The organism is Lysobacter sp. 1R34A (genome assembly GCF_051217035.1).
Classification (GTDB): Bacteria; Pseudomonadota; Gammaproteobacteria; order Xanthomonadales; family Xanthomonadaceae; genus Lysobacter.
The window spans coordinates 17,805-39,713 of sequence record NZ_JBPKJP010000015.1 but is presented as its reverse complement, the minus strand read 5'-3'; the positions used below and the strand labels follow the sequence as shown (position 1 = coordinate 39,713).

General features: G+C 62.4%; 24 protein-coding genes. 19 read left to right on the top strand and 5 right to left on the bottom strand.

The window, feature by feature from the left end; all coding sequences use genetic code 11:
- The first annotated feature begins 29 nt into the window (after window positions 1–29).
- Window positions 30–185 carry a hypothetical protein gene (locus ACSAMQ_RS06680; protein WP_435394910.1) on the top strand — a complete coding sequence of 52 codons (156 nt, stop codon included), beginning with the start codon at window positions 30–32 and terminating at the stop codon, window positions 183–185.
- A 410-nt stretch (window positions 186–595) separates the two neighbouring features.
- On the opposite strand, the gene ACSAMQ_RS06675 is transcribed toward ACSAMQ_RS06680, so the two are convergent.
- Window positions 596–1,537: an HNH endonuclease gene (locus ACSAMQ_RS06675; protein WP_435394909.1), complete on the bottom strand. Its 942-nt coding sequence runs from the start codon at window positions 1,535–1,537 to the stop codon at window positions 596–598.
- Window positions 1,538–1,582: 45 nt separating this feature from the next.
- Window positions 1,583–1,942, bottom strand: coding sequence for a helix-turn-helix domain-containing protein (locus tag ACSAMQ_RS06670; protein ID WP_435394908.1), 360 nt, complete (start codon window positions 1,940–1,942; stop codon window positions 1,583–1,585).
- A gap of 140 nt (window positions 1,943–2,082) precedes the next feature.
- Here ACSAMQ_RS06670 and ACSAMQ_RS06665 point away from each other — a divergent pair, with 140 nt between their 5' ends.
- Both ACSAMQ_RS06665 and ACSAMQ_RS06660 read left to right on the top strand, forming a co-directional pair.
- Window positions 2,083–2,337 (top strand): hypothetical protein, encoded by a 255-nt coding sequence (locus tag ACSAMQ_RS06665; protein ID WP_435394907.1) that lies wholly within the window; start codon window positions 2,083–2,085, stop codon window positions 2,335–2,337.
- Between the two features lie 100 nt (window positions 2,338–2,437).
- Window positions 2,438–2,698: a hypothetical protein gene (locus ACSAMQ_RS06660; RefSeq protein WP_435394906.1), complete on the top strand. Its 261-nt coding sequence runs from the start codon at window positions 2,438–2,440 to the stop codon at window positions 2,696–2,698.
- A gap of 139 nt (window positions 2,699–2,837) precedes the next feature.
- On the opposite strand, the gene ACSAMQ_RS06655 is transcribed toward ACSAMQ_RS06660, so the two are convergent.
- Entirely contained in the window at window positions 2,838–3,734 is an 897-nt protein-coding gene (locus ACSAMQ_RS06655; RefSeq protein WP_435394905.1) for a nuclease-related domain-containing protein, read from the bottom strand.
- 701 nt (window positions 3,735–4,435) lie between these two features.
- Here ACSAMQ_RS06655 and ACSAMQ_RS06650 point away from each other — a divergent pair.
- From ACSAMQ_RS06650 to ACSAMQ_RS06610, 9 genes are all read left to right on the top strand, one after another.
- Window positions 4,436–4,888: a hypothetical protein gene (locus ACSAMQ_RS06650; protein ID WP_435394904.1), complete on the top strand. Its 453-nt coding sequence runs from the start codon at window positions 4,436–4,438 to the stop codon at window positions 4,886–4,888.
- A gap of 418 nt (window positions 4,889–5,306) precedes the next feature.
- Window positions 5,307–5,834, top strand: a complete 528-nt coding sequence (locus ACSAMQ_RS06645) for a hypothetical protein (protein ID WP_435394903.1) — start codon at window positions 5,307–5,309, stop codon at window positions 5,832–5,834.
- Window positions 5,835–5,836: 2 nt separating this feature from the next.
- A complete protein-coding gene (locus ACSAMQ_RS06640; RefSeq protein WP_435394902.1) occupies window positions 5,837–7,636 on the top strand; it encodes an XVIPCD domain-containing protein in 1,800 nt (599 codons plus the stop codon).
- A 166-nt stretch (window positions 7,637–7,802) separates the two neighbouring features.
- Window positions 7,803–8,111: an Imm32 family immunity protein gene (locus ACSAMQ_RS06635; protein WP_435394901.1), complete on the top strand. Its 309-nt coding sequence runs from the start codon at window positions 7,803–7,805 to the stop codon at window positions 8,109–8,111.
- Between the two features lie 497 nt (window positions 8,112–8,608).
- Window positions 8,609–9,058 carry a DUF6869 domain-containing protein gene (locus ACSAMQ_RS06630; RefSeq protein ID WP_435394900.1) on the top strand — a complete coding sequence of 150 codons (450 nt, stop codon included), beginning with the start codon at window positions 8,609–8,611 and terminating at the stop codon, window positions 9,056–9,058.
- 489 nt (window positions 9,059–9,547) lie between these two features.
- On the top strand, window positions 9,548–10,159 hold the full coding sequence (locus tag ACSAMQ_RS06625; RefSeq protein ID WP_435394899.1) for a hypothetical protein: 612 nt from the start codon (window positions 9,548–9,550) through the stop codon (window positions 10,157–10,159).
- Window positions 10,160–10,256: 97 nt separating this feature from the next.
- Window positions 10,257–10,895 (top strand): hypothetical protein, encoded by a 639-nt coding sequence (locus tag ACSAMQ_RS06620; RefSeq protein WP_435394898.1) that lies wholly within the window; start codon window positions 10,257–10,259, stop codon window positions 10,893–10,895.
- An 87-nt stretch (window positions 10,896–10,982) separates the two neighbouring features.
- Window positions 10,983–11,663 carry a hypothetical protein gene (locus ACSAMQ_RS06615; protein WP_223621416.1) on the top strand — a complete coding sequence of 227 codons (681 nt, stop codon included), beginning with the start codon at window positions 10,983–10,985 and terminating at the stop codon, window positions 11,661–11,663.
- A 2-nt stretch (window positions 11,664–11,665) separates the two neighbouring features.
- On the top strand, window positions 11,666–13,474 hold the full coding sequence (locus tag ACSAMQ_RS06610) for an XVIPCD domain-containing protein (RefSeq protein ID WP_435394897.1): 1,809 nt from the start codon (window positions 11,666–11,668) through the stop codon (window positions 13,472–13,474).
- A 130-nt stretch (window positions 13,475–13,604) separates the two neighbouring features.
- Here ACSAMQ_RS06610 and ACSAMQ_RS06605 read toward each other — a convergent pair whose 3' ends face one another.
- Window positions 13,605–14,174, bottom strand: a complete 570-nt coding sequence (locus ACSAMQ_RS06605) for a hypothetical protein (protein WP_435394896.1) — start codon at window positions 14,172–14,174, stop codon at window positions 13,605–13,607.
- 206 nt (window positions 14,175–14,380) lie between these two features.
- A complete protein-coding gene (locus tag ACSAMQ_RS06600; protein ID WP_435394895.1) occupies window positions 14,381–16,105 on the bottom strand; it encodes a M91 family zinc metallopeptidase in 1,725 nt (574 codons plus the stop codon).
- Between the two features lie 388 nt (window positions 16,106–16,493).
- On the opposite strand from ACSAMQ_RS06600, the gene ACSAMQ_RS06595 reads away from it, so the two are divergent.
- From ACSAMQ_RS06595 to ACSAMQ_RS06565, 7 genes are all read left to right on the top strand, one after another.
- The gene (locus ACSAMQ_RS06595) at window positions 16,494–17,003 is read left to right on the top strand and encodes a DUF1697 domain-containing protein (RefSeq protein WP_435394894.1); all 510 of its coding nucleotides are present in this window, start codon (window positions 16,494–16,496) and stop codon (window positions 17,001–17,003) included.
- 125 nt (window positions 17,004–17,128) lie between these two features.
- Window positions 17,129–17,668, top strand: coding sequence for a DUF2058 domain-containing protein (locus tag ACSAMQ_RS06590; protein ID WP_435394893.1), 540 nt, complete (start codon window positions 17,129–17,131; stop codon window positions 17,666–17,668).
- 57 nt (window positions 17,669–17,725) lie between these two features.
- Window positions 17,726–18,016, top strand: coding sequence for a hypothetical protein (locus ACSAMQ_RS06585; RefSeq protein WP_435394892.1), 291 nt, complete (start codon window positions 17,726–17,728; stop codon window positions 18,014–18,016).
- Window positions 18,017–18,229: 213 nt separating this feature from the next.
- The gene (locus ACSAMQ_RS06580; protein ID WP_435394891.1) at window positions 18,230–18,853 is read left to right on the top strand and encodes a hypothetical protein; all 624 of its coding nucleotides are present in this window, start codon (window positions 18,230–18,232) and stop codon (window positions 18,851–18,853) included.
- A 277-nt stretch (window positions 18,854–19,130) separates the two neighbouring features.
- The gene (locus ACSAMQ_RS06575; RefSeq protein WP_435394890.1) at window positions 19,131–19,712 is read left to right on the top strand and encodes a hypothetical protein; all 582 of its coding nucleotides are present in this window, start codon (window positions 19,131–19,133) and stop codon (window positions 19,710–19,712) included.
- A complete protein-coding gene (locus tag ACSAMQ_RS06570; RefSeq protein WP_435394889.1) occupies window positions 19,709–21,007 on the top strand; it encodes a lipase family protein in 1,299 nt (432 codons plus the stop codon). Before ACSAMQ_RS06575 ends, ACSAMQ_RS06570 begins: the two co-directional genes overlap by 4 nt.
- 89 nt (window positions 21,008–21,096) lie before the next feature.
- Entirely contained in the window at window positions 21,097–21,669 is a 573-nt protein-coding gene (locus tag ACSAMQ_RS06565) for a relaxation protein (protein ID WP_435394888.1), read from the top strand.
- Window positions 21,670–21,909 lie beyond the last annotated feature (240 nt).

The window sequence follows — 21,909 nt, the reverse complement described above, 5'->3', positions numbered from 1 at the left end:
TGGCGACCGCGCGCCGAATCGCCGAGGCCTTGGGTGTCCCGCTCGCCTTCCTCTACGCCGAAACCGACACCATGGCCGAGGCCATCCTGACCTTGGGCCTGTTGCCCAAACCCGAGCAGCGCAAGGCCGTAGCCGACCTCAAGGCCCGCCTGACCGAGTCGGTCGCCACCCGCAGCAAGGCCTGACTCGGCGCGATCGAGCGGGCAGGGCAGTACGTTCGGGTTACAGACGGCCGCCCGGCCGTCGCCGAGAGTGCGCGCATCGGATCTGCCGGATCGAGGTGGCGCTATGGGATGGCAAGCAGTGGTGCTGGGCATCCTGGTGATGCTCGACCTGGCGGCAACGAGGGTGGTGCTGGGCAGCGGCGGGTTCTCCCCGCGCAGCAGCGATGGCAGCTCGCCCTGATCTGGTTGTTGCCGCTCATCTGGGCCGTGGTGTGCGTGCAATTGGCGAAGACCGATGCACGCGAAGCCGGCTTGGTGCTCTCGCAACACGATCCCCATGAGTACCCGAGCGACGGTGCCTACGTGGAAGATGGCCCATCGATCTGTGGCTGTAACGGCGGAGACGAGGGCGGCGATTGAGCCGCCTGGCCTCAAGTTACTGAGCCGACTAGGTCACCCATAAGATCGTCGATGGGATCGAGGCTCCTCTTGTAACGCCGCTCAAACACTTGCGTGCGGTGGTAGTCCAGGTAGGTCGCCTGCTTCTCGCTAAATAAGCCGCAGTTCCGTCCTTGGCGCAGGTTCAGACCAAGCCGCTTTATCACGTCGGCCGGCAGCTCGTTGGTGACGATGAGGGCGCCCTTGCCTTCGAAGGTGATCCAGCCGCGATCAAACAACAGGTCCGCTTGTGGGGTCAGCAGCATGCCGTTATGGGCGTCGGTGCGTTCGTCGCCGCTCGTGCAGGCGGCCCAGGGCTTGATGTGGCTGGCGCGAAGGAAGCGCAGGTCTTGAATGCCCGTGAGCCGACACTGCTTCTCGATACCGAGCAAGCGCCTGCGGAACAGCGACTGCTTGTTGCGAACTTCGACCAGTCGCGAAGAGACCGTGCTGTCGAGCGTCTGATATGAGGCCTGGGGTTCCGCGACCTTGTTGCCGGCAAAGAAGGCGCCGTCTTCTACCGGGACCAGGCGAAAGACGATCGCAGTCCGCAAAGAGCCGCTAGTGTCCGGCGTATTAGGCCTCAGGTAGGACGACTGTTTGACGAACTCGCCGAGGTAACGATACGGCTTGCCGCGCCCCATCATCTGAAACAGCAGCAGCCTCTTGCCGTCGGCTACATGGTTTTCAATGGCTCGGTTGCCGCCTGTGTACTGCATGTCCCCGCTTTGGCCTTCGCCAAAGTAATGAAAGACACGTTCGTCATCCCAGAAGTCCTCGTAGCCGTGCGATTTACCGGCCTCGCCGGTGAAGGCGATGATGAAGGGCTGGTCTTTCGGCGTAGAGATCCCGCCTTGCCGTTGGCCACCGAGTAATCCGTGTATTTCATTGCCGCGGTGGTAGAGCGCGCCAACTTCAAAAGGGAGGTCGATCACTGGGGCTTCGCCATGGCTGCGCCCGATGCGGGGGCGGAGAGGTGCTCAGTCTTCCAACAGGCCTAGCAACATCTTTTGTTTCTTGGCGGGCAGTCGACGGTAGCGGGCCAGCAATGCCTGCTCGTCCTGACTGTCTGCCGCCCGGGGAGAAGGCTCACTGGCTTTGCGGGCCTTATCGGTCTTTGCCGAGCCAAACTTCTTCCCCGTGATCAGCCAATCCAGCGTCACGCTGTCCTGGGCGAACACCTGTAGGAACAGCTCAAGGTGCCCCAGATTGGGCTCGGCCCGCCCGGTCTCCCACTTCGAGACGGTCGCACCGGTGACCTCGAGTTCGAAGCCCAGCTTCTCCTGGGACCAACCGCGAGCTTCGCGCAGGCCACGCAACCTAGAGCCGAAAGTATCCATGGCCGGAGTCTGACCAAATCGGCAAGGACTTTCCTTTCCAAAACGGTTGACTTCATTGATTCCATATTGGAAAGTTGTGGTGTGTCCGATCTGGACATATCCGCCGGCCCAAGTGGCTGACTTACCTGAGGAGTGGACGCATGGATGCTGCCCTAAGTGCTCGTCTCGCAAATGCCCGATTCGTTCGTTACTTGAAGCCGGGCGACAAGCCAGAGCTAGCCGCTCTGCAACGCATCGCGGATGATCTGCGGGTGCCAGTCGCCTACTTGTTCGCGGACTCGGATCTGCTTGCCCAGATGGTGCTCGCCTTCGGGTTGCTATCGGAAGTGCAGCAACGTCAGGCCCTGGCGGAAATCAAGCGGCGGATATTTCCACCCTTTGGCCCGCGCGGCTAAGCTCGCGAATACGACGGAGCGAAATGGCCGGGGGAAAACGCTGCAGCGGAAGCGGCAAGCCGAACTCGCGCAAGAATGGGTACACAGGCCAGGAGGGGCAATGACAACGCTGCGTTATCACGACGGCCAGGACGTGCGACTGGGCGATCAGATTCGTTGGGGCGATAGCGGGACTGGAGCCGTCGTCGTCATGATCGCCGAGCAGACGGCTTTGACTGGCTACATAGCCACGGAGTGGGCCTACCTGCAAGAAGGATGCATGATCGAGGTGCCTGCGGCCGGCCTGTTTCACTACAGCGCGGAGGGCTTACAGCACGATGCCAATCTCGAGCTGATCCTGCGCACGGATTCTGGTTCATAACCGAATCGTCGAGGCGTCTTGCGCACCTTGCTCTACACCGGGTTCGACATCAAGGGGGCCGCAGCTCTCGGCTAAGACCAATTGTCCAGCTCAAGCTGCGCAGCATGTGGCGACCCGATAGACGACAGGCTGCCGGTGCTCAGGCTTCAACTGGATAGCGCATGACCAATGCTTGAGTGATAAGGCTGGCCTGAGCTGGGCTGAGTGGTGTCGCGCCCAAGCGCGCATCCGCCATGAAATGGGCGCCTCGGCCCGCAGGATTGAACACCCGGACGCCATCGTCTGGCAGCCGCGGACTATCGATCCACCAGCCGGGCAGCGCGACCGCGGCTTTCACCGGGACTGCAATATTCATCTGGCGCAGATAGGCGGCTAGCCAGCCGGCTTGCTGCCGTGCCTGCGCGATGGCCTTTGCGTTGACATGGTCGGGAAAGCGCAGGCGCTCGCCGTCATAGGCCACTTTGAAGTGATCTTTGCTGCCGGTCTTGGGCGGCTTGCGCACCGATTTGGTCTCGATCACGAAAACGGCGTGGCGGCCGATCACAACGTGGTCGAGATTGAAGGATTCGCAGGGGACGTCATGCAAGACCGTCGCCCCCAACCCGATCAGCCGATTCAGCTCCTGCGCGACGAACATCTCGGCCTTCAAGCCGTCCATTCCGCGCCGCCGTGCATTGCCGCTGACGATGATGCGGCGTAGGGAGAACGCAGCCATAACCAGAAAAGCGGTCAGATACAAAACCTCGCTCACGCCGAACTTGGCATTGCCCCATTCGACCTTTGGCAGCGCCCATGCCGCGAGGAAGTAGGGGCCAAGAAAGAACAGGGCGATCAAGCCGCCCAGCATCGAGTCGGTGTGGTCTTCGATGCGCTTGCGCAACTGTTCGCCGGCGCCGTGGATGCGTCGGTCCGCAAGCGGGGATCGGCGGCCCTGGCGGTCGCGCCACAGCTTGTAGCCCCAGAGCGCTCCTATCGCCATCAGCGCAGGAATGAAGATGGAGGCGGCTACGGCAAGAACGAGAAGGATCGAGTCCATCAGATGTCCCTATCTGTGTCGTATTTACCAGCGCAGGCTCTTATATGGAACGACGGATGACAAGGGACAGGGCGCTCAGATTGAGCAGGTGAGCCGCTCGGCGGCGCCCGGCGGCCTGGCACGCGCATGGACCGCCTTGCCCTTCGGCTCCGCCCAGGCCTGAGGCCGGTGCAGGCCTAAATACTCAGGGCACTCCGTCCGGTGTAGCGGGGGCCGGTAGAGAGCATGCACCGACGATGGAACCTGCGCGTTTACGAGCCATGCCGCAACCTGGAGTTGCGATAACACTGCATCGGAAAGGGCCGACTAGCGAACGGCGCTGCGCCCATTAACGCCTCACAAGTGTGCCTAGTTCACGATTGCTTGTAGACAAACGCGTGGTCGACGCGGCTCATCGAAATATGCATTGTTTCCGCGGTTAGAGCTGGCGTAATCTCGGCCTGATTTCGAAGTTGCAGGAAGGCGACATGGATGGGTCCCGAAACTTACGCGGGAGGCGATTGCTGCCATCAATGTGGCTTGCGCTAGGTATGTCGCCAGTGGCCTTCCTCGCATTGGCTGCCTTTGCGCAGACGTCACCTAGCGCTGAGGTTACTTCCCGGCCTTCAGAATCGTCCGTTAGGACGTCGTACGATACCTTCAAGTCCGGCCCCGCCAGGGATTACCCCGAAGTCACGCCGGAGGAAATGGGGCGGCGCTTCGTGAAGCTGATCGACGGGCTTAAGACCGTCGACGCGCTGACGCCGGAATACGTGGCAGCCGAGACCGGTCTGCCTTTGAAGTACACACCGGCCGGTAAGGTCTACTCGTTCACCCCTCACGAGCCCAAGTCGGGCTGGTACTACGAACTGGACTACTACCAGAGCCCGGCAGCGGGATGGAAAACCGCTAGCGTGCAGTTCAGCAACCCGACAAACCCCGGTGCCGATATGGCACCAGTCTGCGGCCTCGACTTCGATGGCTATGCGGCGGCGCTCAAGGGCATGGGCTTCGCGATGACGCCTACGTACGACATGCACGGCAACGTAGTGGAAAATCGCTTCTACCGCGGCGAGCTCGACGTGTCGGTGGGCTATCGCGAGCAGGCCCGCTCAACGCAGGTCGAGCAAACGCATTTCTGCGTGGAGTCGATTTCGGTCCACGGAGCGAAGTGACATGCCGCAGGCGAATGCGCAACTGAATGTGGCCATCCATTGCCTTACTGCGCCGTCGAAACCTTCGGGTGTGCTTTTGTGTTCTGAAGGTGAACGGATCGGGGTTCTCTGTTCGTCGCTGCCGGCTTCGCTTATGCTCGCCCCGTCTGCAAAGCAAGCGGTGCATGGAATGCGCAACTTTCAGTTTCGTCCGTTTCAACCATCGGCCCGTTCGGCCGTACGATCCGCTGTGTTTCGCGCAACTACACCGGTGGCCGAGCATCAGCGACACCAAGCGGATCTCGGTTCAGCACGCGCGCGCTCCGCGATCTACCGTGCGTCACGATCCCTGTTGGCGGTGACGCTCCTGGTATTGGGCAGCGCGTGCGCGCACGAGCCCACGGCCAGCCCCTCTATCCCACAAAAGGAGCCGCATGACATGACGTCGACCGAACCTTTTCGGAGCAACTCGCCTGCTGAGTACCCCGAGCTGACCCCGCTGGAAGTCGGCAATCGGGTGCTTCGGCTGTTGGATGGTTTGAAAACCACCGATGGTTTGACGCTTGATGAAGTAGCAGCCAAGACCGGGCTCCCACTGAAGTACGAGCCCCGGGGCAGGGCCCATGCGCTGATCATCAAACAGCAGGACTCGCCCTGGTTCTACAGTGTGGTCTATCGCGGCGCCAAGCCGCCCATAGCGGTCGAGCTGAATTATGCGTACGACGGCGATGCCCCACCGCCCGGGGAGCCGCCGTGCGGCTTGGAGTTGGACGTGGTGGCTAAACGGCTGAAAGATGATGGCTTCATGATGCGAATCGATGAGGACGGGATAGGCCAACCACTCGCCTACATCTTTCGTCGCGACCGCGTCGATGTGCAGGTGGTGCTGGCTGCGAGCACCTCGAGGGAACAGACCGCCGCGTCGCGTCTTTGCATCGGCCAACTGATGATCACTTCGGCGGATTGAGCATGGCAGGGATGAATCGGCAGCTGGATGCTGCAATCGATGCGTTTGCAACGCAGCCTGGGGTAACGGCTGCCCAAGCCGAGCAGTTGCGTCGATCTTTGCAGGCGGACGATGCCTTGCTAAGAAGCCTGAACGACGCCGCCAGACAAGGGACTCTGCGCTCCTTCGCCCTGGAATCGAATCAGGTCGATCCTGTCGGCCGCACGGATATCGCCAGTGGGACCATGCGGCTACCGCCTGCGTCCCTCTCATCGCCGGAAAGCGGTACAGCTGTCTCGTTGCACACGGCACTGAAGCTTCAGGAAATGTCCCTGCGCTTCGGCAACAGTGAGTATGTGGACGGCCAAGGCCTAACTGCGCGCGTATCCCAGGAGATGGTCAGCAACTTGCAGCAGACTCTGGGTGCGTCGCCGTTGCTCCTCGAGCGCACCGAGGCGGCCATGAATGCCAGGCCGGAACCGCACCTTAAAAGCTTCGCGGTTCTTGCTGGTGATCAAGGCATGGGGGCGGCTTACGACGGCGATGCCAAGACCATGCTGATTCCGGCGTATCGGCTTCAGGCCATGACCGCAGCGAATCCGCGAGGCTTCGATAAGGTCACGATGGTCTACGCCTTCGCCCACGAAATTCAGCACGGCTTCAATCACGAGCGCAAGCAGAAGGCGTGGCGTGAGTTCAAGGCGGAAGTGCGTCAAATCGCCAAAGACGGCGAGCCGGTCAACGACTATACCCAGCCTGTGGCGAAGATCATCCGCGCCTCGCGTGTCGACGAGGCCGAGGGGGAGATTGCCGGCTGGAACGCCGTGCTGAGCATGAAACAGAAGGCCGATCCGTCGTTCGACCTGGAGGAAATGAAGAAAATACCGGGTGCGCGGCCCTATCTGTTTGTCACGGGCGGTTCGTCCAACGTGGAATCGGTCGGACGGTCCGGGCTGAAGTTCAATGAGGATGGGTCGGTCACGCCCTCCGCCGAGAACGTCGAAGCAATGGGAAAGAACTATTTCGACCGGGCCTCCCGAAAGGGATTGGCCGAATCGGCCGAACGCGTTGGGCTGGGTGCGCATAAGGAGTCCAACTACCCCAACTACTACGGGCGGAACGCGATCGAAGAGCTCATTACCCTCGACAGAAAGGCCGCGAAGACGGTAGGTGGGGTCGAGCCGCGGATGCAGCTGAACATGGCAGCGCTGGGTTTGGAGGAGAATCTGATTGAGCGGCTAGGGCTACGGGTTGATCCCCGGCCGCAAGAACGTCAGCCGTATTACGACAGCAGCGAATCACCGCCGGTTCTTCGCCATTTCGACCACACGCGCAACGGCGTTAATTTGAACCAGCACGTTCCTCTTGAACCGGTAGCCGACGTATTGCCTGTGGCTGCCAAGCCTGGAGACCCGGCGCAGACCTCGCACCCGGACCACCGGCTGTACGGACAGATCCGCGATCTCGTGCTGGCCCAAGACCAGCAACACGGCCGCCAGTGGGATCAGACCAGCGAACGCCTTACCGCTAGCTTGCTGGTCCTGTCGAAGGAGTCCGGGCTGACCCGCGTCGACCACGTGGTTTTCAGTCAGAAGACCGACCGCGTTGCCGCCGGCGAGAACATCTTCGTCGTGCAAGGCCGGCTGGATGACCCTGCCCATGTCCGCGCGCATATGAAGACCGATGAAGCCACGCGCACGCCGGAGAGCGCTTCGTTCACCAAGGTGGAGGCGTTGAACGAGCGCGCCGCGAGTCAGGCCATGACGCAGGCGCAGAGCCAGACGCAAGAGGACATTGTTCGCGGACCGTCGATGGGGCGCTGACGCTGCATTGAGCGCAGGCTGTTGTGATCCACGCTCAACGACGTGCCGGCCGAGGCCACTGCTGTCCGAACCGGAGCAGCACAAGGCCGTGGCCAACCTCAAGACCCGCCTGACCGAGTCAGTCGCCACCCGCTGCAAGGCTTGACCTTCCGCTCGTCGTTCCATCATGGCACGGCAATGCAATGAGAGCCCGTACGTTCTATCCTGCGCAGTCCGCTATGACCTACACAGGCCACGAATGAGACTCACGGGCTACGGCATTGAAGATCGGGACGCAGACGAGTTCCGTCACATAGAACTGGCAGAGATCAGCCTGTTGGCAACCCCAGTCGAGCTTCGGCGTATCGCCGCATTCCTGAGCGACGCGGCCGATAACATGGACCGCATGGGCGGCGACTACGATCACGAACACCTGGGCGATCGCCAGCCCGGTTTCGACGATTCGCCGCACTTGGTCGTGGCCAGGGCGAGATAGACGCGCGGATAGTGATTGCATCGGAAGCGGCATGCCGCAGTCCCTGTGGCATGCCTTACTCACATTCGATAGAGCAATGACGACACTGCGGTACCACGATGGCCAGGACGTTCGGCTGGCGACACCATTCGCTGGGGAGACGAGGCGGGCGGGGTCGTCGTGGTGATGATTGCCGAGCACGAGGCCATGCGGGGCTACGATGCTGCGGAATGGGCTTACCTCCGGGATGGCTGCATGATCTTGTCTTCCACTACCGACCTGGTCCGCTACGACGCACCGGGGTTGGCGTTCGACTCCAACCTCACATTGCATGTCCGCATGCTTGAATAACGCTTGAAAAGGCGCGTATGATCCCGTCGACCTGATCGCGCCATGCTGGCGCTGCCGCCCACCGGGCGCGTACACGAAGTAGCGCCGGCGACGCCGGCAAAACACCTTTAGTCCTCATCAGCTCCTATGCTGCACCCAGCCTCTCCGGCAATGGGTGCTGTTCCCGCGTGGCAACCCTCGTCAATCAACTCGCGGCCGTGCCGCCTGATCTCATGACCAACGCACCCTCGCTCGACGCTTGGATCGATGCCTTCATCGAATACCACATCGAACATGAAACATCCGAGCCAAATTTGGATCACCCGCTCGCGTGGGCTGATGAGCAAACAATGTTCATCCTTGAGCCCGTAGATCGCGAAACGATGTGGCAGTTCGTTACGGGCGTCCTGGCCCGCAGACCATCCGCGTCCGTCCTTGGATACCTGGCGGCAGGGCCGCTGGAGGATATGATCGCCCACTTCGGCGACTACTTCATCGAACGCATCGAGTCCACCGCTGGGAGCGATCCGGCGTTTCGCGAGTTGCTCCACGGGGTGTGGAAGAACTGCACTCCCGATGCGCTGTGGGAGCGCGTCGAGATCGCCCGCGGTCCTTGCGATTCATCACCTGCTGCTTAAGCGCGTCTGACAGAGTTTTTCTCAATGGCGTCGGCGCTCTGGACGGAGTGTCGGCGCTCGAATGCACCTCATCCGGCAAGACCCCGCATTCGATGGGCTTCATTAAGGCCCGTGGCGTCGGGATGCTCCTATCAAGGAGCGGGCAGGTGTCGAATCTGCACGTCATCACGGCGAGCCACCCGGCTGAAATATGAGTGTCGAGGACTGCCTAGGGGCAATAGCGCAACCCGGAGTTGCGAAAGCAGCTGCATGGAGGAAAGCCGTAGTGGCAGACCCCGCCGCGGCAACCTCGTAAGTGTGCTTAGTTCTCGATTCGTTGTAGACAGAACCCGCTGTCGATGCAGTTACCCGGATTGCGCATTGTTTCCGGGGCAGGGGCTGGCGTAACCTCGGCCTTGATTCCGAAGTCATGGGCATTGGGCAGGCATGGACAGGCCGCGAAACTTACGCATGAAGCGACCACGGCGGGCATGGCTTGCCCTAGGTGCAATGTCCGCAGTCATCCTCGCATCGAGTGCTTGTGCGCAGGCGCCGTTGAAGGCGGCGGTTTCTCCTCAGCCTTCGTCATCCAATGTCGAGACGTCTTCCGATACTTACAAGCTCAGCCAAGCAAGCGAGTATCCAGATCTGACGGCCGAGGAGGCCGGACGACGCATTCTGAATCTCGTCGATGGGCTGGAATCGATGGATGAGCTTCCGCTGGAGCGAGTGATAGAGCGAACTGGCTTCCCGCTCAAGTACGCTCCTGCCGGAAACCTGCATGCCTTCGCCGTTGAACTGGCTGGAAACCGAGGTTTCTACAACGTCATTTATCGCGACAAGAATGGCCGAAGGTTCGTCGAGATCCGATATGCCGGGCCGGAGGAGTCCGAACATTCCGACGTATTTCCTTGCGTGCTGGGTGCCACTGCGGTCGCGGAGCGGCTGAAGGCATTGGGCTATATCATGAACACCGACATTGACGAGATTGGTCGTACGCTCGAACACATGTTCACTCGGGGCCGCCTTGGAGTGCGTATCGTGCCGAGCGACCACAGCATGCCGAGTCCGCTCGGGATCGACACTTGTATTGAAGTGCTGACAATTCAGTCAGAGGACTAGTTGATGCCAGCCCGTCCACACAATTATCTATGTTTGAAGAATGCTTATGATCGTCACACGCGATCATAGATTCCTTGTGTCGTCGGACGGAGTTCCGATGATTGTTTTATTTCGAACTGCGGTAGGTATGGCGGTGCTGGCGGGTTGCAGCCTGATGAGCGCTTTTGCTCATGCCGTCTTACCTTCCGCGCCGAAAGAGTCTGTCGACATGACGTCGATAGATACTTACCGGATCAGTTCGCCCGCCGAACATCCAGAGTTGACCCCAGAGGAACTTGGGCGCCGGACCCTGCGACTGCTGGATGGGCTGAAATCCATGGACGAATTGACCGTCGGCCAAGTGTCTGCCCGCACCGGAATACCGCTGGAGTACGCGCCGAAGGGAAAGGTCTATGCGTTCACGGTTCAGATACCCGACTCCCCTTGGTACTACGGTGTGAACTACCGCGAAGGTCTCGAAGGGAAATTGTTCGAGCTGGAGTATGCGTATGTCGGCGACGCTCGGCCTAAAGGGGCCCCCTTGTGCGGTATGTCCGCCGATGGTCTTGCAAGGAAGCTCAAGGCAGATGGCTATTCCCTGTGGATCGATGTCGACGAGTTAGGTCAGGCCTTGGCCTACTACTTCGAGCGCTCGCCGCTTAAGGTCCGGGTGGTGCCCGGGGCGAGCGTTCCCAATGAGAAAACAGGGGCGTATCACATGTGTGTCTCGCAGTTGATGATTACTTCAGCGGATTGAGCTCGATAGAGCCTTGAATCCACGGACGAAGGGAGGCTTCCGCATGCTTGCATCAGGATCATCGTTACTCGTTCGGATCAATAACGTATGGCCAAGTCAGAACTCATGAAGCACCTAAATCATCCTTCGATCGTCAGGCTGCTGCTGGCTGCTAGTTGCACAATTTTGAGTGCTTGCACCCATGCAGCGCCCGTTAGCCCAATAGATCAGCCATTTGCCAAGGGGGCCTCCGACGTGAGCTCAACTGAGTCCTATAAGCCGCATCCTGCGAGCGACTACCCGGAGATCACGCCTGAGGAAATGGGGCGGCGTCTCCTGAAGTTGGTCGACGGGTTGAAAACGATTGAGGAGCTGACTCTGGATCGAGTCCTCGAGCAAACCAAGCTCCCCCTTCGATATGCCCCAGATGGTAGGGCATATGTGTTCGGACTGTATCTGCCGGACTCTGGCTGGCACTACGCGCTTTCCTATTTCGAAGATGCGGAAGCGAAGCTGAAGACTGTTCGTTACGACTTTGCGAACCCGGCGAATGAACAGGCGGATATGACGCCAGTGTGCGGCCTTAGCTTCGATGATTACGCAGACTCGCTGAAGAAGATCGGCTTCACCATGACGACTTCGCATGACGAAATAGGCCGAGCGATTGACTACAGCTTCTATCGGCCCGAGGTGCAAGTTATCGTCACCGAGAGGAGGGAGCGCATTGCAAGCGAAGGAGCGTTGCCGCGTTCTTGTGTTAAGTCGGTCGCGATACATTCGGTGGATTGACTATGGCCAGGCCGAATAGGGAACTTCAGGCAGCGATTGATAGGTTCGGCGCCACATCGGGCGCGAATAGTGACCAAGTGGCGCAACTGTATGCTGCGATTGATGCGGATTCGAGTCTGCTGCGAAGCTTGAATAAGGAGGCCGAGGCTGGGCGGCTAAAAGGGTTCGCATTTCACATCACAAGAGACAACCTTGTTGGTGCGTACGACATACAGTCCGGGATGATCATGTTGCCCGCTTCGGGCTTCCGCGAAGCAGGCAAAGAGCCGAGTCCGAACCTTGCCGGCGCGCTACGTATTCAGGACATGTCAGTACGTTTTGCGCATAGCAGCTATACAGATGCGGCGAACCAGCCGGCCACCGTCAGCCAGGAAATGGTCGACAATCTTCAGCGTACGATTAACGGCTCACCTGTATTGGCTGACCAAATGAAGGCGGCCACTGCGGCCGGTCATTTGAAGCAATTCGCGGTGATGGCGCCAGGAACTGGAGCGGGTGGTACTTACGATGGCTCTACTCAGACCATGAATCTCCCCGCATCGAGCCTTCAAAGTAAGACTGCAGCCAACCCCGCTGGAAGGTTCAACGTTGGCTCATTGACCTTCGTGCTCGGCCATGAAACTCAGCATGGATTCAATCATGCCGAAAAGCAGGCTGCCTACCGGGTGTTCGATTCGGAGGTCCGGAAAATTGCACGGGATAGCAATCCGATCAACGATTACACCCTGCCTATTGAGAAGTTGGTTCAAGCAGGCCGAGAAGATGAGTCAAAGGCCGAGATCGCAGGCTGGAATGCCGTTCTGAGTAGCACGCAGCAAATCAAGCCGTCGGTCGATTTGGCTGTGATGTCAAAAATCCCAGTAAACCAAGTCAGGGATTTCGTTGACTACGATATCGTCGCGCAGAAAGCCTCCCCTAAGCCGGGTCTGGTCTTCAATCCAGATCTTTCCTTGTCTCAGACTCCCGAAAATATTGTCGCGATGGGAAGGCATTACTTCGATAAACATCCTGATGGTACGCCGGGAATACCTCTGCAACAGACGTCGAGCTTGGGCCCACATAGAGAGGCCGACTACCCCAACTACTACGGTCGTAACGCCATCCAGCGTGCCATCACGATCGATCGTAAGCACGCGCATTCGGTCGATGGCGTCGAGCCGCAGATGCAGATCAACATGGCGCAGCTGCGTCTGGATGAACGCTTGATCGAGCGTTTGGGGCTTGAGATCGATCCGCACCCGGAACGGCCCCAGGCTTATTACGACACCAGTCAGTCGCCGCCGGCGCTACGGCATTTCGACCATACTGAGACGGGTCTTAACCGTTACGAGCATGTCCCGATCGATCCCGAGATCCTCGCCGGCGACGTAGTCAACAAAGACCATGTCAAGCCGAATCCCTCCCAGCCGGGCCATCCCGACCACACGCTGTACTCGCAGATCGTCGCGCAGGTGAAGGAGCAGGATCGCGTCAACGGTCGCAGCTGGGATCAGGTTAGCGAACGCTTGAGCGCCAGCCTGTTGTCGCTGGCGAAGGACAGCGGCGTCACCAGGGTCGACCACGTGGTCTTCAGTCAGAAGACCGACCAAGTTGCAGCTGGGGAGAACGTCTTCATCGTGCAAGGGCGATTGGACGATCCTGCTCATGTCCGAGCGCATATGAAGACCGAGGCCGCGGTGCAGACACCTGAGGCCGCGTCGTTCCAGAAGGTCGAGGCACTGAACGAGCGGTCGGCGCAGCAGGCGCTCAGCGCGCAGCAGAACTATCAGGCGCAAGAGGAAGTGCAGAAGTCGTCTGGGATGAGTCGATAAGACGCATCTCGGTGGCTGACGATGCATCGGTTCGCTGCTGAGGCCTTGCCCCTAGCGACTACGCGTCATCCCCAAAAAAACGGGCCGCTTTCGCGGCCCGATTCGTATCTATCGCGGTTCTATCGCTTAGTCACTCAACAAACCGTGCCGTCCCCACGTCGTACCACGGGGTGCACAGCAGCTGGCGGCCGGCGCTGGTATCGCCGGCCGCGGTCCAGATGGGGCCGTGGTCGGTCTTGACCGGGTTGCGGAACTGCTTTTCGTCGAACGCGGCCACCGCGACGCACCAGCGCAGGCGCTTGGGCGTGCCGTCGGTGAAGCGGTGGACGAACTGGTCGGCCAGTTCGCCGCCGGGCTTGAGTTCGACGGCGAGCGGGGCGGCGCCCAGCGGGTCCATCGCAGCGGTGGCCGGGGCGGGGCCGGGGCCGTGCAGCAGGACGGTGCCGTCGGCCTGTTGTTCGACGCGCGGTGCGCCGACCGGGCCGGGGTTGAAGGCGGCGCCCGCGCGGTCGCCGTAGACGCCGCGATCGAACACGGCCAGGGCGCGGTCGGCGCTGCCGTTGCGCAGGCGGTAGCGCACCAGCACGGTGTTGGCGTCGGCGCTGTAGTGGAACTCGGTATGCAGGCTCGCTTCCTGGCCGTCCTGCACGCGCAGGCGGGTGTCGGCGGTGGCGGTGGTGGTGTCGGGCTGGGCGTTCATTCGGGATTCTTCTGCAGGATGCGGTAGGCCATGCGCGCAGGCGGCGGCCAGCGAGGCGGCGAACACGGCGGAGGCCTTGAGCGCGTATCGCGGGCGGGCGGCGGTCGTGTGGTTCGCTGTCATCGGGCGGGCCTCGGCATGGATCGGTGGTTTGCAGGTGGGTGGGGTCGCGCCGCCCAGGCTGGGTGCCTGCGTGCGGCGGTCGCTCATCGGCGCATGCCGCCGGCGCTCTGGGCCGGTTCGGCTTGTTGCTGCTGCGCCTGGGCCTGCGCTTGCGCCTGGGCTTGTTGTTCCTGGCGGTCGACGGCGTGGATGGCTTCGTGGCGCATGGACTGGCCGGGCGCCTGCTCGGCGAGGGCGCGGGTGGCGTCGCGGGCGGCGCTGCGGTCGCCGGATTCCATCGCCTGCAACAGCGCGTCCAGGTGGGCGTGGCTGTGGTTGTGCCCGCCGTTGGGACCGGCGCCGGTCGCGCTGGGGTTGCCCGGGGCGGAGAACGCGCTCTTGGCGTCGACGCTGTAGTCCGGACGTCGCGTCAGGCCCATCTCGTCGCGCATGCCGTTTTCGGTCAGGTTGCGCGGGTTGGTCTTGGTATCCGGCGTGGCCGCGTTGTGGTCGAAGTCGAAGGCGACGCCGCTGTTGTCCAGACCGACGGCCTGGCGCTCGAAGTTGCGCACGCTGCCCGAGTCCGGGCCGGTGCCGCTGTACACGCCCTGCTGCAGGGTGCCGCCGGTGATGTTGTAGGCGTGCGACATCTCGTGGTGCAGCACCACGGTTGGCGTTTCGAAGAAGTCGCTGTGGAACGAGGGGTTGTAGCTGATCACCGAGTCCATGCCGGCGCCGCGCGTGGTCACGCCGGTGGCCGGGTCGGTCTGCAGGAAGGCGTCGTTGGTCAGCGAGGGGCCGGCGTAGCCGTTCATCTCGTTGCTCAGCTCGGTGATGCTGACGCTGTGGCCGGTGCCGATGGCGGGGCTGGCGTTGCGGTCCAGCTCGCTGAGCATTTCGCGGCCGTTGTTGGACGAGCGCAGCATGTCCAGGTCGGCTTCCACGCGCTGGCGGAAGGCATCCGACGAGCCGGCGGCGACGGTGACCGTGGCGCCGACGTTGGTGCTCATGTCGACTTCGATCTGGTTGTTGCGCGCGCCGCGGGCGGCGGTGATGGTGTCTTCGCTGGCCTGGCCGTACACGGTGTCGCGGCCGCCGCGGTTGTCGACGGTGTCGGCGCCGGCGCCGGTGTAGACGCGGTCGTTGCCCTGGCCGCCGCGCAGGATGTCGGCGTCCTGGCCGCCGGACAGAATGTCGTTGCCCTGGCCGCCTTCGAGCGTGTCGTTGCCGCGCCCGCCTTCGAGGTAGTCGCGGCCCTGGCCGCCGCGCAGGATGTCTTCGCCGTCGCCGCCGTAGACCACGTCGTTGCCGCCGCCGGCGTCGATCGTGTCGTTGCCGGTGTTGCCGAACACGTCGTCACGGCCCAGGCCGGTGCTGATGGTGTCGTTGCCGTCGCCGCCGTCGACGCGATCGCGCCCGCGGCCGGTGGTGATGGTGTCGTTGCCGTTGCCGCCTTGCACGTCCATGTTGACGCGCACGTTGGGGCCGGCGTGGATGATGTCGTTGCCGTCGCCGCCGCGCACGCCGAGCTGCTGCTGGGCGGCGAGGGTGATCTCGTACGGCTGGCCGTTGATCTGCACGTCGAGCACGCCGTTGGCGCGCTGGCTGACCTGCACGTTGTCGTCGCCGGCGCCGCCGTTGATGACGAGCAGATCGCTGAACTGGTCGCCGCCGGTCACTTGCTCGCGGCTGATGACGATGTCGCCCTGGCGGAACAGTTCCTGCGAGACGATGCCTTTGCCGTCGGGCGTGCTGCGCGACAGGTCGGGCGGCGGACTGCCGGGCGGGACGGTGCCGCCGTTGATGACGGTGGGAGCGGGGCCTGCCATAGAGATTCTCCTTGGCGTTGTAAGGCTGACGGATGGGTAAGCCGCCCGGCGCAGCCGTTTCCTGCCGGGCGACCTCAGTTCGACGACTATAGGTGGACTGCCGGCACGAAGGAACTCGGGGCGGCCGGCCGGCGCGACCAACGGCACTGCCTGGACAGGCGGGGCCGTGTCCCAATCGGGCGGAGGGCCTGGAAGTGGGAGCGCAGTCACAAGAAACGCGGTGGGCCCGGCGATCCGGCCACGCCGGTTGCATGGCAAGTCGAGGCACCGAGCTTGTTCAGGGCACCGGCCGGCCGTCGCCCGTGACCGGGGCGGTGGCGCGGAGGCTGCATTGCGTTCGGCTCCCATCCGGCTGAACAGGCGCGGGCCTTGCCGTATCCTGCCGCCCATGCCCACCTATATCGCCTTGCTGCGCGCCGTGAATGTCGGCGGCACCGGAAAACTGCCGATGGCCGAACTGCGTGCGATGTGCGAGGACGCCGGCTTCGAAGACGTACGCACCTACATCGCCAGCGGCAACGTGGTGTTCCGCACCGCCATGACCGCCAAGCGCGCGCAGGCCGCCCTGGAGCAGCGCCTGGCCGTGTATGCGGGCAAGCCGGTCGGGGTGATCCTGCGCACCGCCGCGGAGATGGCGCGCGCGCTGGCCGCACAGCCCTTCGCGGGCGCCGCGCCGAACCGGGCGGTGCTGATTTTCCTGGACGCGCCGCCGCCGGCCGATGCGCTGGACACGGTCAGGCACCGCAACGGCGAGGAAATCGCTTTGGGCGAGCGCGAGATCTACGTGCACTACGGCGACGGCATGGCCGATTCCAAGCTCGTCATCCCCGCGGCGAAGGCCGGCACCGCGCGTAATTTGAACACGGTGGCGAAGTTGATCGAGATGGCGGGCGGTTGAGGGGCGCGGGCGTCGCTGTCGGGCCGGAGTGGTCGCACCGGCCATCCTGAGCCGGGCATGCCTGCGTCCGGCGCGCATGGCGCTCGCCTTCCGGCCGCCCGGCCCGCCGTACTAAACTGCGTCCCATGCGAAATCCACTGCAAGATCAATTGCTCAAGGCCGGCTTGGTCAAGAAGGCCCAGGTGGCCCAGGTCGCGCGCGAGCAGGCCAAGCAGCGCCAGGGCAAGGCGCCGCCGGCGCCGACCGCGGAACAGATCGAGAGCGAGCGGCTGCGCGCCGAACGCGCCGAGCGCGACCGCGCGCTGTCGGCCGAACGCAACGCGCAGGCGAAGGCGCACGAGCTGCGCGCGCAGGTCCGCCAGATCGTCGAGACCAACAAGGTCAAGCGCGAGGGCGAGATCGCCTATGGCTTCACCGACGAAGGCAAGATCAAGAACGTATTGATCAACACCGCGTTGCGCACGCAACTGGCGAGCGGCGCCCTGGTGATTGCGCGCCACGACCAGGGCTACGAGTTGCTGCCGCGCGCCGCCGCGGAAAAAGTGTATGCCCGCGACCCGTCGATGATCGTGCTCGATCACGCCGCGCCAAAGGCCGACACGCCGCCGAGCGAGGACGACGAGTACTACGCACAGTTCCAGGTGCCGGACGACCTGATCTGGTAACCGCCACGCTGGCCCGCTCATCGCAGCGACACGCATCGTTGGCCTGACACTCACGCCATGCATCCGCCACCGCCGGTCACCGCGCGCACTTACCGCTTCGCCTTGCGTTCGATCGAGGAGCGCTTCGGGCCCGGCAACTTCGACGATGCCGGCGACGCGATCGTCGAGGCCTTGCACGATAGCTACGACCAGGCCGAGCGCTGCGCCGTCGATTTCGACTTCGTCACCGCACATGCCAACCCTTGGTTACATGCCCTGGTCGTGACGATAGACCCGCTGCCGGAGTCGGCGCACGCGAGGTTGCTGGTGCGGCTTGACGAAATCGGGCTTCAGCCTGCAGATCGCTGACCTTTGTGTGCTATCAAGTTCGATGTGCCTTCCACGAGTCGTAATACTTGTCGCTTGAAAGGGCCGCGCCGACGCCGTTAGCGATACTTTCGGTTGCCGTTGTTGCGCGGGTTAGGTTGACGTAGGCTTCGAGGCATAAGAACCGTTGAGTCGAGACCAGCGCGTCATCGCCATCGTCGCGTAGTCCGAACCTTTCCTGCCATGGAGGCATCGATGCGCACCATAGTCCGCCTTCTCTTTGTCGCGCTGCTGGTGGCGACAGTGTCCGCTTGCTACGACACCGGGTTCCCGACGACGAAGGAACTCGAAGCGAAGTACCGCCGCAACCCCGCGCCGAAGCAGGCCTACCGGATCACGCTTAGCGTCGCGGAGGCGCCGGGGCCGTTCGCCAAAGCCGAAGGCTCGATCCGCTACGAGGCGCCGAACTGCGGCTATATCGCCGAAGGGATCTCGGGTGTGCCGATGGAACCCTCCCATTACTTGCCGATCAAGTTCAGCAAAATCGGTGAGAACACCTTTGCCGCCACGATTCATGCGGATGCCATGCTCGATGAGGATTATCTCGGCACGGGTGTGTGCCGCTGGCAGCTGATGAGTGTGACTTCCTCGATCCGGGCCACCGGCGCCAGAACCGACATCGAATACCTCGTGGGTTTGAGCGGCGATGAGTTGCGGGCGACAAAGGCCCAGACTAGCTACTTCGTAAAGGACGAATATCCGGGCGACGATCCGTCTGAGCGCAGCGATTTGGGCAATGCCGATCCCAATTGGTATAGGCCGGAACTACAGGGGCAACTGTTCAGCGCCACCCTGACGCCAGTGGCGGTGACGCCCTGAGCGCAGGGACAGAACTTGCGGCATGCCCTTGGGCGGTCGCACCACTCGCAACTGGCAAGGCCATCGCAACTTTCGGTTGCCGTTGCGGCGATCTCCCACCTGACGTAGGCTCGGCCTCGTAGGCCCGTCCTTGACCCGGGCGGGACCATGGCGGTGCCGCCGCCGGCCCGCTTCTTAATCATCTCTTGCCATGGAGGCATCGATGCGCGGTGAGCTTCGCACCTTTTGCCTTCTGCTGGCGTTGAGTACTTCCGCCTGTAGCGCTCCCGAGACAGCAATGACTTCCGACAAATCCTCGCCCGATTCCGCTCCCTCGACGGCTGAGATGGAGGCCAAGTACAAGCGCAATCCGGTTCCCAAGCAGCCGTATCAGATCGTGCTCAAGGTGTCGGACGCGCCGGGGCCGTTCGCTGTAATAGATGGGTCAGTCGATTACGAGGCTCCAGATTGCACGTACATACCGGATCCCATTGCAGGTGCAACGATGAATCCGTCGTATAGCTTGCCGATCAAGTACAGCAAGATTGACGAGACTACGTACGCCGCTACGGTTTACGCCGATGCGATGCTCGACGAGGATTATTTAGGTAAGGGGGTGTGTCATTGGGAGCTGTCGACTCTCAATGCTGTACTCAAAGCCACCGGTGCCAACACAGATACCAGTTTCGTAGCGAATCTTCAGGGCAGGGAAGTGCGCGCCCTGCAGGCGCGTACGAATTTCTATGCCAAGTACAAGTATCCGGGCAGCGAGCCTTCAGATATCTCCGAGTTCGGCAAAGTGGATCGCAATAGGTTTAAGCCTGAACTTCAGGATCAACTATTCACTATCACTCTGACGCCAGAGGCAGGGACGCCATGAGCCTTAACAGCCAACAATACGCAGATCTCGCCGACGATTCTTATCGTGCGCGCGAGAAAGATAAGGAATATGTAATCGGCGGTGTGGAGTACAAAGTTCTAAAGCATGTCGACAAACCGTCCGGCTATCAGGGGACGATTTACCAGCGTGTCGATACCGGCGAAATTGTCGTGGCTCATCGTGGAACCGAGTTCGATCGCGAGATGCTCAAGGACGGTCTGACCGATGCTCGCATGGCCACGAATCGCACTAACGCCCAAGCCAAGGATGCGATTGCGCTGACCCGGGACGCGGTCAACGAAGCTAAACAAATGGGCAGAGATAATCCGCCGGCCCCCGAGGTTACCGTCACCGGCCACTCCCTCGGCGGCACCCTGGCGCAGATCACCGCCCACCACTACGACCTGCGCGGAGAGACCTTCAATGCCTATGGCGCGGTCAGCCTGGGCTATCGCATCCCGGAAGGCGGCAACCGCATCACCAACCATGTGATGGCGGGCGACCCGGTCAGCGCGGCCAGCGATCATTACGGCAAGGTCAAGGTTTACGCGACGCCGCAGGAAATCGCGAGCATGAAGGACCGCGGCTACGAGAACACCCGCAGTATGTTCGACGCGCGCAACATGGCCGGCGCGGTCAAGGACATGGTCGGTACCTCGCACAGCATGCACAACTTCCTCAATGAGGACGCCAAGGGCAAGCCCGACCGCTCCGCACTCGCCGATCCGCAGGCACAGCGTCTGGCGCAGCAGTACGACCCGATGATCGACAAGTACCGCGGCGACGTCGAAACCACCCGCCGGGGCGTCACCCATGTTTCGCGCAATCCGCTCGAACGGATCGGCGATGCGATCGACGACATTCGCGGCCCGGTCAAGGCCGGCGAGCCGGGACGCAGGGAAGAGCGCCATGCGCCGGCCCTGCCGCAACGGCATTCGTCGCCGCTGCACCTCGATCCCTATGCGCCCGGCAAGAGCATTCCCGACTACCTCCATCCGGGCAGGCAGCAACCGTCCGGTCCCGGCATCCCGTTCCGCAACGCCACCACCTCGATCAGCGGCGACCCCTCGACCTTCCTCGACCGCATGCTGGCGGCGTCGCAGAACGGCGACCGCGATACCTTTCGTCAGATGACCCAGGATGCCGCGTCGGCGCCACCGGGGCGCGCGCTGCGCGAGGAAGCGGCGGCGACGGTGGACCGGCAGGAGCAGGCGCTCGCCCAACAGGCGGCGCAGCAGCAGGCGCAGACGGCCGAGCAGGCGTCGCCGGTGCGCAGCGGGCCGCGCATGGCGTGACGGCGCTTCCGGTATGAAGCAGCGGCACCTTAAAGAAGCAGACACGAGAGATACAGGCACGGTTTGAGATCGCACCGAGGAGCGGTTGGATGCAACAGGACGAGTTGATGGGCCTGGTCAGCAAGACCGCGGCCCTGATGGAGCAGTTCGAACGTCGCTGCGAAGAGATCGAACAACACCAACGTGCGGTCTACCAGCAGTTGCTGCAGCTCGCGCAGCAGGTGCCCGGAGTGGTGCGGCAGTCGGCCGACGAGAGCCTGCGCAATCTGCCCGGCGCGGTGATGGGCAAGCTGGAAAGCGGTCTGTCGCAGCCGGTCGGCGCCTACGAGCGCCGTCTGCAGGATGCCGGCGGCCTGCTGCAGGAAGGCTCGCAGTCGCTCGCTGCCCAGCTCAAGCGCATGGAGTGGCTGCACAAGCAGCTGATCTGGAAAGTGGTCGGGGCGGCCCTGGGCAGCGTGCTGCTGTTGCTGGCCGGCGGCGGTTGGCTGCTGTGGCAGTACCGCGCCGACATCAACGAGAACCGGGTCACTGCCGACCTGCTGCGTGCGTACAACCAGGCCGACGTGACCCTGTGCGACGGACGGCTGTGCGCCAACGTCGATACCAAGGGCAAGACCTACGGCGACAACAAGCAGTACCGGCCGGTGCAAGCCCGGCCCTGATCGGCGCACGTGCGCCTCGCTGGTCGCGGTAGCCGCGGCCGGCCTTCGTATCCGAAGACTTCGGCCATCCGACTACGCCGGCCGTCCGCGGCGGGCGCCGCGCTGCCGCGAGTCGCAGGGGCGGCTGAGTTGCCGTTCCTGTCGGCCCGCCCCGGCGGCAGGAATTATCCGGGCCGGAATCAATTGAGGACCGATTCTGTCCTCGATGGCGGTTACCTTGGTCCTGCCGCACACGACCGG